This window comes from Butyricicoccus pullicaecorum, from assembly GCF_002160355.1.
In the GTDB taxonomy this organism is placed as follows: domain Bacteria; phylum Bacillota; class Clostridia; order Oscillospirales; family Butyricicoccaceae; genus Butyricicoccus; species Butyricicoccus pullicaecorum.
In genome coordinates, this window is the sequence record NZ_NFKK01000001.1 from 90,758 (window position 1) to 101,984 (window position 11,227).

The window sequence follows — 11,227 nt, forward strand, 5'->3', positions numbered from 1 at the left end:
CAACAAGCCGCACACACCATTGCGCGGTATGATATGTTACGTCCCGGACAGCCGGTTCTGGCTGCGCTGTCGGGCGGTGCGGATTCGGTGGCACTGGTGTGCGTGCTGCGTGCGCTGGGCTATCCCGTCCGGGCGTACCACTTAAATCACTGTCTGCGCGGAGAGGAGTCCGAGCGGGATGCGGATTTTGTCCACAGCCTGTGCATAAAACTGGACGTACCGCTCACACTCGAGCGCGAGGACGCGACGGCCTATGCCGCCCAGACCGGCGAGAGTGTGGAGACCGCGGCACGCAAGCTGCGCTATGCACGTCTGTCGGGCTGCGCTGCACGGCAGGGCATCACCCGGATTGCAACCGCGCACACAGCGGACGACAATCTGGAGACCATGCTCTTTCATCTGGCACGCGGGACGGGAACGCGCGGCATGGCGGGCATTCCGCCCGTGCGCGGCGAGATCGTTCGCCCGCTGTGGACGGCGACCCGTGCCGAGGTCGAGGCGTACCTGTCCGGCCTCGGACAGGACTTCGTCGTGGACAGCAGCAATTTGTCACTCGACTACACCCGCAACCGCATCCGGCACACGGTCGTACCCGCACTGCGCACGGTGAACCCGGGCTGCACCGGTGCGGCCATCCGGCTGGCCGAGCAGCTGCGCCGGGATGACGACGCACTGTGTATCCTAGCCGAGCGTGCACTGGGGCAGGGAAGTCCGTCGGAAGGCATTGCACTTGCCGCCTTCGATCAGCTTCCGGCCATCCAGAGCCGCATGCTTACCGCACTCCTGCGCCGTGCAGGCGTGCCCATGCAGCAGGTGTCCGAGCGGCACATCGGTCTGATGACCGGACTGCTTGCGCCGGGCGGTGACCGGTGCTGCAATTTACCCGCAGGCTTTCGCGCTTACCGCGAGCAGGGCAGACTGCGCATTCTGTTTGAACCGGAACGCGCGTCCGTGCCTCTGTTCGACGGGTTTCGCGGCCGGTTGTGGGATTCATCCACCATATTGACTGTAAACACAAAAAAACCAGGCGAAGTTTTTCACAAAACGTGCGATACTTTTCTGGCAGATTGTGGTACAATACATTTTGGTACGCTGGCCGTCCGCCCGGCGGCACCCGGAGATCGGCTGACGCTCCCCGGGGCACGCGGTGCACGGCAGCTCAAGCGGCTCTTTGCCGATTTGTCCGTACCGCTGTCAGTGCGCAGCCGCCTGGCTGTGATCGCCGACCAGAACGGGGTCATCCTGGCCCAGGGGGTCGGCATAGACCAAAGCCGCGTTCCGCGCGGCGGTAAGATACTCGAATTCCGTTTTGAGGGGTTATAAAGATGATGAGAAACGACATTCAGGAAGTATTATTTTCCGAGCAGCAGCTGGCCGATAAGGTCGCAGAGCTGGGCGCACGCATCAGTGCGGACTACGAGGACAAGAACCCGCTGGTCGTCAGCGTGCTCAAGGGTTCCTACGTCTTCATGGCTGACCTGACCCGCAAGATCACCATTCCCTGCAACGTGGACTTTATGGCGGTCTCGAGCTACGGCGCGGGCACCAAGACCACGGGCGAAGTACAGATCATCAAGGACATCGGCAGCAAGATCGACGGTCGTCATCTGATCATCGTCGAGGATATTCTGGATTCCGGCGTGACGCTCAGTTTCCTGATGAAGATTCTGAAGGCACGCGGCGCGGCATCCATCCGCCTGTGTACGCTTCTGTCCAAGCCCGAGCGCCGCAAGGTCGACGTTCCGGTCGATTATCTGGGCTTTGAGATTCCTGACGCATTTGTCGTCGGCTACGGTCTGGACTATGCGGAGAAATATCGTAACCTGCCGTATATCGGCATTCTCAAGCCGTCTGTCTACGGCGGCGAATGACCGTGCGCCCGTCCGGGCGCGTACATGAAAGGAGAGTTGGAAACCAATTTGAGAGGGAAAATGAAAGGCTTCGGCCTTTATCTGATCATTATCCTGCTGCTGTTGAGCGCGGTCAGCTATATGCTGAGCGTGGGCAACAAGAGTCAGGAAGTACCGTACTCCACGGTTGTGACACTGTTCGAGGAACAAAAGGTTGAGAAATTCACCTACAACGACACAACGCTCACGCTGGAGCTGAACGATGAGAGCAAGACCCGCGTCACCGCGAAGGTGCCCTATCGCGACATCTTCTACGCTGACCTCGGTCAGACCATCCGCGAGCAGAAGGATGCCGGCATCCTCAAGGAGTATACCTACAAGACGGTCGAGATGCCCTGGTGGGCAAGCTTTGTGCCCTATCTGATCGTCCTCGTTCTGTTCGGCCTGCTGTGGTATTTTATGATGAACAAGCAGGGCGGAGGCGGCGGCAATCCGATGCAGTTTGGCCGTGCCCGTGTTAAGATGGCGAGCGATGACAAGAAAAAGGTCACTTTTGCCGACGTAGCCGGTGCAGACGAGGAAAAGGCAGAGCTCCAGGAGATCGTCGAGTTCCTCAAGGACCCCAAGAAGTTTATCGATATCGGCGCACGCATTCCCAAGGGTGTTCTGCTGGTGGGCCCTCCGGGTACCGGTAAAACGCTGATTGCCAAGGCGGTTGCAGGCGAGGCCGGCGTGCCGTTCCTGTCCATTTCCGGTTCGGACTTCGTCGAGCTGTATGTCGGTGTCGGCGCATCCCGTGTCCGTGACCTGTTCGAGCAGGCCAAGAAGAACGCACCGGCGATCGTGTTCATCGATGAGATCGACGCGGTTGGCCGTCAGCGCGGCGCTGGCCTTGGCGGCGGTCACGACGAGCGCGAGCAGACGCTCAACCAGCTGCTCGTCGAGATGGACGGCTTCGGTGCAAACGAGGGCGTTATCGTCATCGCAGCGACCAACCGTAAGGACATTCTGGATAACGCGCTGCTGCGTCCCGGTCGTTTCGACCGTCAGGTCTACGTCGGTGCACCTGATGTCATCGGTCGTGAGGCCATCCTTAAGGTACACGCACGCGGCAAGCAGTTTGACCCGGACGTAAACTTCAAGTCCATCGCCCAGACGACTGCCGGCTTTACCGGTGCCGATCTGGAAAACCTGCTCAACGAGGCAGCGCTGCTGGCTGCCCGCCGCAACAAGAAGTTCATCACCCTCGAGGAGATTGAGCAGTCGCTGCTCAAGGTCGTTATGGGTGTTGAGAAGAAGACCCATGTGGTAAACTACGAGGACAAGAAGCTGACCGCTTACCATGAGGCCGGTCATGCCATTGCCTTCCACGTTCTGCCCACGCAGGACCCGGTTCACCACGTCACCATCATTCCGCGTTCCAACGGTGCAGGCGGCTTCACCATGCCGCTGCCCGAGGAGGACAAGGCATACCGCACCCGCCGCTACATGGAAGACTATCTGGTTGTCTGCCTGGCTGGCCGTGTTGCCGAGGAGCTGACCATGGACGACGTGAGCACGGGTGCTTACGGTGACATCAAGCAGGCGACCGCAATGGCGCGTGCAATGGTCATCAACTACGGTTTCAGCGATAAGATCGGCCCGGTCGACTATGACGTACAGGGCGGCGAGATCTTCCTTGGCCGTGACTTTGCCGCAGGCAAGGGCTATTCGGATGCCAAGGCTGCTGAGATCGACGAGGAAATCCATCGCCTGATTCAGGAGGCAAATACCCGCTGCCGCAAGCTGCTGGAGGACAATCTCGAGCAGATGACGCGCGTTGCCGAGTATCTGCTGCGCAACGAGACCCTGGACGGCGATACCTTCCGCAAGCTGTACAACGGCGAGGACGTACCCGATCGGGTTGCCCCGTCCGAGGCTGAGCTCAAGGGCACGGCAAACAAGGTGCAGCTCGACAAGCAGCCCGAGACCGCTGAACCTGCAAAGCCGCAGGAAGAAGCATCCATTCCCGAATCCAAGGATGAGGAACTCGGTCTGTAAGACACAAAATCACACAGGCACGCATTCGGTCATATGACTGAATGCGTGCTTTTTTTGTGTGCGTTTGGTGCGCACAAATGTCCGTAGACATTTTGCACAAAAAAATCGTCCGCCAGGCAGGTTTTGCACTTCATTTCACTAAAACAAGTAAGCGTACGAAAGAAAATGTCTGCAATATCCGGTGATACGCAAAAAAATCCGCGAAAAAATGTGGAAAAACTTGAAAACGCACTTGCATTCGCGGGCATTCTATGGTATGCTTATGAAGCGCGAGAAAGACAGATGTATTTGCATGGAGGACAACATGGAAAATGAACCCAAATACTACCTTGTGGAGCGTGCGCTGCTGCCCGAGGTATTTCAGAAAGTCGTCCGGGCAAACGCCGCGCTCAAGGCCGGCCGCGTCCGCACCGCAAGTGAAGCCGCGCAGAGTGTAGGCCTGTCGCGGTCGGCATACTACAAGTATAAAGACGGCATTCGCCCCTTCTACGAGGCGGCGCATGACCGTATTATCACCTTCCACCTCATGCTCTCCGACCGGCCGGGTGTGCTCTCGAGCATCCTGGGGCTGTTCGCCCGCGTGGGCGCCAACCTCCTGACGATCAATCAGAGCATTCCCATGAGCGGTCAGGCAGCCGTTACCATTGCCGCACGCACCGAAGAGATGAAGTGCACGGTAGACGCGCTCATGCAGCGCGCGGAGGCGCTTGACGGCGTCCTGCATATTGAAGTGGTGGCAAGTGAATAATCATAAAGGGAGGATTTCGTTATGTTAAAAGTTGCAATCATGGGTCACGGCACGGTCGGGTCGGGCGTTTATGATGTCTTTGCACAGAATGCTGCACAGATCGCAAAGGCGGTCGGCGAGGAAGTCGAGGTCAAGTATGTACTCGATCTGCGCGACTTCTCCAAGCTGTCCTATGCAGATAAGTTTGTGACCGACTTCTCGGTCATCGAGAACGATCCTGAAGTCTGCGTCGTTGCAGAGGTCATGGGCGGCGTGGGTGCAGCCTATGAGTTTTCCAAGCGCTGCCTGAAGGCAGGCAAGAGCGTGTGCACCTCCAACAAGGAGCTGGTCGCAGTCCACGGTGAAGAACTGCTGGCACTGGCCAAGGAGCACAACGTAAACTACCTGTTTGAGGCATCGGTCGGCGGCGGTATCCCACTCATTCGCCCGATGATGCAGTGCCTCGCAGCCAACCAGATCGAGGAGATCTGCGGCATTCTCAACGGAACAACGAACTATATCCTCAGCCAGATGATTCACAACGGCGTTGCGTTTGACGACGCACTGCGTCAGGCACAGAAGATGGGCTATGCGGAGAACGATCCGACCGCCGACATCGAGGGCCACGACGCTTGCCGTAAGATCTGCATTTTGTCCGACCTGGCGTTCGGCGACAAGATCGATCCGGACGAAGTTTCCTGCCAGGGCATCAGCGGCATTACGCTGGGTGACGTTGCCGCTGCAAGCGAACTTGGCTATGTCATCAAGCTCATCGGCCGCGCAAAGCGCACCGAGTCGGGCAAGATCTTTGCATTTGTTGCACCCCATCTGGTACCCAAGACCAGCCCGCTGGCTTGCGTCGAAGACGTATTCAACGGCATCCTTGTAACCGGAAACATGGTCGGTGAGGTCATGTTCTACGGTCAGGGCGCAGGCAAGCATGCAACCGCTTCGGCTGTCGTTGCTGACATGATGGACGCCATCGCACACCGCGAGAAGCGCCGTCCGGTCGAGTGGGGCGACGGCTCGCAGAAGCTGCTGCTGCCCATCGATCAGCTGGAGAGCGCATGGTACGTGCGCGGCGAAGTACCGGCAGAGCTTGCAGCCAAGACGGTCGCAGGTGCGGCGCTGACCGTGCCCATGACCGCAGCCGAGCTGCGTGAGAAGCTGCCGCAGGCTGAAGGCGCGATGCGTGTACTGTGAGCAGAAGGAGGAAAAGACAGATGGGAGTAACGGTCAAGGTACCGGCGACGAGTGCGAATATGGGCTCGGGCTACGACAGCATCGGCATCGCACTCGACCTCTATAACGTCATTACGATGGAAGAATCCGATCATATCGACATCACAGATGTGCGAGGTGACGATATTCCGAAAGATGAAAATAATTTGATTTACCAATGCGCCAAAAAGGTGTATGATATCTGTGGCAAGCCGCTGAGCGGCCTAAAGATCGTCGAGGACTGCGCAATTCCGCAGACCCGCGGTCTGGGCTCTTCGTCGGCCTGCACGGTCGCCGGTATTCTGGGCGCAAACGCGCTGCTCGGTGACCCGCTCAGCCAGGAGAACATCATCGACTTGGCGGCATCCATCGAGGGACATCCGGATAACTCGACCCCGGCCATCCTGGGCGGCTTCTGTGTCGCGCTGCTCGAGTATGGCAAGGTGTGGAGCGTGCGCGTACCCATGAACGGTACGGTCGACTTTATCACCTTTATTCCGGACTTTGAGCTGTCCACCGAAAAGGCGCGTGCAGCTCTGCCGCAGAAGGTCGCGCATCATGACGCGGTCTTCAATCTGGCGCGTGCAGCCCTGCTCGCCGGCTCTCTCACGACCGGTAAGCTGGAAAACGTCGGCGTGGCGGTCGGCGACTGCCTGCACCAGCCGTACCGCTTTGATCTGATCCCGGGCGGCCGGGATGTCGTGCACGCAGCCAAGTGCATGGGCGCACTCGGTGCGTTCATCTCGGGCGCGGGCCCGTCCATCATTGCGGTGGTCGATTCTGCGGATAAGACCTACCTGTCCCGTGCGCAGATGTACTGCGAACAGAACTTCCCGCACTGGACGCCCATTCGCCTGACCTGTGATGAGGTCGGCGCAACCGTAACCCGGTTCTAATTTTGCATCGTAAGGGCCCGTCTGACTGGCAGACAGGTCCCGGAGGAGGATACGAAAGAAAATGAGTTTGATTGTACAGAAGTTCGGCGGCACATCGGTCGCCAATACCGGACGTTTGCAAAACGTTGCGGACATCGTTACTTCTACATACAAGGCGGGCAACCAGGTGGTTGTCGTCGTGTCTGCACAGGGTGACACGACCGATGACTTCATCGCCAAGGCGGCCGAGCTCAACGACCGCCCGTCCAAGCGCGAGATGGACGTTCTGCTGTCGGCAGGCGAGCAGATCTCTATGGCGCTTCTGGCGATGGCGATTCAGAAGCTGGGCTTCCCGGTCATCTCGCTGACCGGCTGGCAGGCAGGTATCGAGACCGATATCAACTACTCCGAGGCACGCATCCGCAAGGTGACCGCAGAGCGCATCCGCTCTGAGCTGGACCGCAACCGTATCGTCATCGTCGCCGGCTTCCAGGGCATCAACAAGCAGGACGACATCACGACGCTCGGCCGCGGCGGTTCGGATACGACCGCGGTTGCCATTGCAGCTTCGCTCGGCGCAGACCTGTGCCAGATCTACACCGACGTAGACGGTGTCTACACCGCTGACCCGCGCCTCGTTCCCGACGCACGCAAGCTCGAAGCAATCACTTATGATGAGATGCTCGAACTGGCAACGCTGGGCGCGCAGGTTCTGCACAATCGCTCGGTCGAAATGGCTAAGAAGTACAACGTCGATCTGGAAGTCGTGTCCAGCTTTACCCGCAATCCGGGTACCAAAGTCAAGGAGGGTTCTGACATGGAGAAAATGAATGTAAGCGGCGTAGCCCGTGACAATAACTGCGCCCGCGTGGCGATTATCAACCTGCCCGACGAGCCGGGCGTAGCGTTTAAGGTATTCTCGCTCCTGGCAAAGCACAAGGTTAATATTGACATTATCCTGCAGTCGGTTGGTCAGAAGGGCCGCAAGTCCATCACCTTCACCATCCCCGAGGATAAGGCTGAGGAAGTCGGCAAGATCCTGAACGCAAACAAGGAAGGCCTGGACTTCGAAGACGTTTCCATCAACACCACCGTTGCAAAGGTCTCCATCGTTGGCGCTGGTATGGCTTCCAACCCGGGCGTTGCTGCGATGATGTTCGAGGCTCTGGCAAGCGCCGGCATCAACATTCGTATGATCTCCACTTCTGAGATCAAGATCTCGGTTCTCATCAACGAGGCGGACAGCGAAAAGGCAGTCCGTGCGATCCATCAGAAGTTCTTCAACATGTAAGAAAATATACCCTTGCAGCGGCAGTCGACCCCCGGCTGCGCGGCATCGGATTGCCCTTTCCGGGAAACCGGAAGGCAAGCGGGGACGGCTCCTGTTTTGGGAGCCGTCTTTTTGTGCGTATCGGGGTATTTTTGCCGTATCGGAAGGCAAACAGGTAACAATTTGATGAATTCATCGAATGGACATTGAACCAGCCGAATCGGGTGTGCTATAATAAAAACCAGACTGGAAATTCTATTTTTAGGAGAATTTGAGATGCACAATCCGAATGGAAAAAAATTCCGTCCCAATCGGGAAGCGGACGAAGATAATAATCTGCTCGAGGGCCGCAACGCGGTGACCGAGCTTTTGCGATCCGGTCAGGATTGCGATAAAGTATTCGTGGCACAGGGCGCACGCATGGGCGATATCATCGCGCTGGCAAAGTCGCGCGGGGTACCGGTGGTCGAGTGCGACCGACGCAAGCTGGACGGCATGAGCACGACCGGCAATCACCAGGGTGTCATCGCGCAGGCAGCGGCACACGCTTATGCGAGCCTTGACGACCTGTTTCAGAACGCGGCGGATAAGGGAGAGGCGCCGATGTTCGTCATCTGCGACGGCATCGCAGACCCGCACAATCTGGGCGCGATCATCCGATCGGCTGAGACCGCAGGCGCACACGGTGTGATTATCCCCAAGCGTCGCGCAGCTGGTCTGACCGCGGTTGCGGCACGCGCATCGGCCGGTGCGCTGGCCTATATGCCCGTGCACAAGACGGTCAACCTCGCCGGACTCATTGACGAGCTCAAGGAGCGCGGCGTGTGGGTGTTTGGTGCCGAGGCTGACGGCACGGTTGGCCTGTATGAGGCCGATTTTGCCGGCCCGACCGCCATCGTAATCGGTTCCGAGGGCGAGGGTATCAGCCGTCTGGTGCGCCAGAAGTGTGATTTTATTGTGAGCATTCCGATGCGTGGCAAGGTCAATTCGCTCAACGCATCAAATGCGGCGGCAGTACTGCTGTTTGAGGCCGTTCGCCGTCGGACTTATGGGAAGTGAGGAGAGAAATGAGCAACAAATTCGATACCGCCGAGCTTAACGACATTCGTAAGCTGCTCGGCGAGGATGTGCCCGAGCCCAAGAGCCAGGTGAAGGCCGAGGCTGCGGCAGCGCCGCAGGCGCAGGAGAGCCGCAACACAAGCGGTGGGCGCACGTTTAATCTGGACGATATTTTAGCCGAGGTCAGCGGTGTGGTCGACGAGGCCAACGCTGAGCACGCGGCACACGCGACAACACCCCCGCAGTTTGCATCCAAGCAGCAGGCGGCACGCCCGGCTGCACAGAGCAGTGTACCGCGCACGGCGTCCGGCATGCAGCAGCAGGAAATTCGCGTGCAGCGCAAGAGCGCACAGCAGGCAGCACAGCCTGCGCAGGCAGAGCAGGAGGGAGAGCCTGTCCGTGCGCAGCAGCGTCCGGCAGCACAGCAGCAGATGCCCCGTCAGGCGGCACGTATGCGCGATGAGGACGAGGACGATGTAGAGCTGATCGAACCGAGCAAGGCCATGGTGCTGAACAATCGCCGTTCCAAGAACCTTGGACGACGCGCCATTCCGGTGCTGATTCTGGGTCTGATTTCGCTTTATCTGACCATGGCCGAGAGTTTGGCTCTGCCCATGCCCAGCCTCATCAGCTTCGCTTCCAATCCGCGCCTGTTCATGCTCGTACAGGTCGGTTTTGAGATTATCGCCATGCTGATCGGCATTGACGTGGTCGGTTCGGGCTTCTACAATCTGGTCACCGGCAAGGCTGACCGCGCTTCGCTCGTCGCGATTGCCAATATGGCCACCATTCTGCACTGTATGTCCTTCATCATCGGCGGTTGGGCTGGCGTTCTGCCGTACTCCTCCATCTGCATCCTGCTGCTGTACGCAGCCATCCGCGAGGAGAAGAACCGCTGTGCAGGCCGTGCACGTGCATACAAGGCACTCACCCTGCACGAAAACCCGATGGGTGTCTACTATCACCATGACAGCAACGACCATGCCCGCCGCACGGTCAAGTCGCGCCTGAGCGACCGCACCGAGTTCCAGCGTGAGCTCGAGCGTCCGGACGCAACCGAGCGCTTTGCCAAGGTCTACGCACCCATCATGCTGGCAGCCTGCATTGTGCTGTCGGTTGTCGTCTCGCTGGTACGTCAGGATATCAGCTACTTCTTCTGGAATCTGTCGGCCATGCTGACCATCGTCAGCCCGCTGCCCATCCTGTGCGCGTTTGGCCGTGCTTACTACCATGTTTCCCGCCGTCTGCTGTCCGAGGGCGCAGCCCTGGCAGGCGGTCAGGCCGCATTCCGCGTGCGCAAGGCACGCCGTGCGGTCATTCAGGACACCGATCTGTTCCCGGGTGGAACGGTCACCATCACCGAGGTGCGCGCACACAGCGGCTACACCCCGGAAAAGCTGCTGTCCTATGCAGTTGCCGTCACCGACGGCTACGACATGGAGATCGGCAAGCTGCTGGCCGAGGCGCTGCGTGAGCAGTACGGTCGTCCGGCACGTGCGACCAACATCAAGGTCTACGATATGGGCGGTCTGTCGGGCGAGATCGGTGCGGATACCGTACTGGTCGGCACAGCTGCGTACATGGCACGCATGGGCATGCCGGTACAGGAGCCCAAGAAGGGCAGAGATGTCGAGACCGGTGTCTATGTGGTTATCAACGGCCAGCCTGCGGGTGTCATCCAGCTGACCTATCACTCCAACGCACAGACCTTCAGCGCTTTGCAGGCACTCATTCGCCTCAAGGTGATGCCCGAGCTGGCAACCCGTGACTTCAACATCTCGCCTGAGATGGTGCAGAAGATGTTCGAGACCCGCCGCGGACGCATCGGTGAGGTCGCTTCCGACCGTGTCGCTGCCGTGACCTCGTCTGCCTACACCATGGGCGACCGTGTCTGCGCAATCCTGTCGCGCGACGGCATTGTGCCCTTTGCACAGGTACACCAGTCGGCAGACAAGCTGTCCGGCGCAATGCGCTCCAACCTGATTTTGGGTGCGGTCGGTGGCATCTGCGGCCTGCTTCTGATGTTCTATCTGGCCTTCACCGGCCATCCTGAGGCGGTCACGCCGAGAAATGTGCTGCTTTATCTCATTCTCTGGTACATTCCGTCGTTTTTTGTCACTTTCCATACCAGAAAGGGACTTTAAGAAGTAAAAATTGTGCAAAAAAACACCGTCCGAAAGGGCGG

At 58.8% G+C, this 11,227-nt stretch carries 9 protein-coding genes; all 9 read left to right on the plus strand.

Annotated features, from left to right (window positions below):
* Positions 1-33 precede the first annotated feature (33 nt).
* The 9 genes from tilS (at position 34) to B5F17_RS00520 (ending at position 11,186) form a co-directional block, all read left to right on the plus strand.
* Positions 34-1,323, plus strand: a complete 1,290-nt coding sequence (gene tilS / locus B5F17_RS00480; protein WP_162608032.1) for a tRNA lysidine(34) synthetase TilS — start codon at positions 34-36, stop codon at positions 1,321-1,323.
* 5 nt (positions 1,324-1,328) lie between these two features.
* Positions 1,329-1,871: a hypoxanthine phosphoribosyltransferase gene (gene hpt, locus B5F17_RS00485; RefSeq protein ID WP_040332940.1), complete on the plus strand. Its 543-nt coding sequence runs from the start codon at positions 1,329-1,331 to the stop codon at positions 1,869-1,871.
* A gap of 60 nt (positions 1,872-1,931) precedes the next feature.
* Positions 1,932-3,890 (plus strand): ATP-dependent zinc metalloprotease FtsH, encoded by a 1,959-nt coding sequence (ftsH, locus tag B5F17_RS00490; RefSeq protein ID WP_087369797.1) that lies wholly within the window; start codon positions 1,932-1,934, stop codon positions 3,888-3,890.
* A 304-nt stretch (positions 3,891-4,194) separates the two neighbouring features.
* Positions 4,195-4,638, plus strand: a complete 444-nt coding sequence (locus tag B5F17_RS00495) for an ACT domain-containing protein (protein WP_016148323.1) — start codon at positions 4,195-4,197, stop codon at positions 4,636-4,638.
* A gap of 21 nt (positions 4,639-4,659) precedes the next feature.
* A complete protein-coding gene (locus B5F17_RS00500; RefSeq protein ID WP_016148322.1) occupies positions 4,660-5,820 on the plus strand; it encodes a homoserine dehydrogenase in 1,161 nt (386 codons plus the stop codon).
* A gap of 20 nt (positions 5,821-5,840) precedes the next feature.
* On the plus strand, positions 5,841-6,734 hold the full coding sequence (thrB, locus tag B5F17_RS00505) for a homoserine kinase (RefSeq protein ID WP_087369799.1): 894 nt from the start codon (positions 5,841-5,843) through the stop codon (positions 6,732-6,734).
* 61 nt (positions 6,735-6,795) lie between these two features.
* A complete protein-coding gene (locus B5F17_RS00510) occupies positions 6,796-8,004 on the plus strand; it encodes an aspartate kinase (protein ID WP_016148320.1) in 1,209 nt (402 codons plus the stop codon).
* Positions 8,005-8,259: 255 nt separating this feature from the next.
* A complete protein-coding gene (gene rlmB / locus B5F17_RS00515; RefSeq protein ID WP_016148319.1) occupies positions 8,260-9,042 on the plus strand; it encodes a 23S rRNA (guanosine(2251)-2'-O)-methyltransferase RlmB in 783 nt (260 codons plus the stop codon).
* 8 nt (positions 9,043-9,050) lie between these two features.
* The gene (locus tag B5F17_RS00520; protein ID WP_087369801.1) at positions 9,051-11,186 is read left to right on the plus strand and encodes a hypothetical protein; all 2,136 of its coding nucleotides are present in this window, start codon (positions 9,051-9,053) and stop codon (positions 11,184-11,186) included.
* Positions 11,187-11,227 lie beyond the last annotated feature (41 nt).

What these genes read in the sequence shown, in the direction of transcription:
- tilS (WP_162608032.1), top strand. Translation starts at nt 34, where the DNA reads ATGTTACGTCCCGGACAGCCGGTTCTGGCTGCGCTGTCGGGCGGTGCG.
- hpt (WP_040332940.1), top strand. Translation starts at nt 1,329, where the DNA reads ATGAGAAACGACATTCAGGAAGTATTATTTTCCGAGCAGCAGCTGGCC.
- ftsH (WP_087369797.1), top strand. Translation starts at nt 1,932, where the DNA reads ATGAAAGGCTTCGGCCTTTATCTGATCATTATCCTGCTGCTGTTGAGC.
- B5F17_RS00495 (WP_016148323.1), top strand. Translation starts at nt 4,195, where the DNA reads ATGGAAAATGAACCCAAATACTACCTTGTGGAGCGTGCGCTGCTGCCC.
- B5F17_RS00500 (WP_016148322.1), top strand. Translation starts at nt 4,660, where the DNA reads ATGTTAAAAGTTGCAATCATGGGTCACGGCACGGTCGGGTCGGGCGTT.
- thrB (WP_087369799.1), top strand. Translation starts at nt 5,841, where the DNA reads ATGGGAGTAACGGTCAAGGTACCGGCGACGAGTGCGAATATGGGCTCG.
- B5F17_RS00510 (WP_016148320.1), top strand. Translation starts at nt 6,796, where the DNA reads ATGAGTTTGATTGTACAGAAGTTCGGCGGCACATCGGTCGCCAATACC.
- rlmB (WP_016148319.1), top strand. Translation starts at nt 8,260, where the DNA reads ATGCACAATCCGAATGGAAAAAAATTCCGTCCCAATCGGGAAGCGGAC.
- B5F17_RS00520 (WP_087369801.1), top strand. Translation starts at nt 9,051, where the DNA reads ATGAGCAACAAATTCGATACCGCCGAGCTTAACGACATTCGTAAGCTG.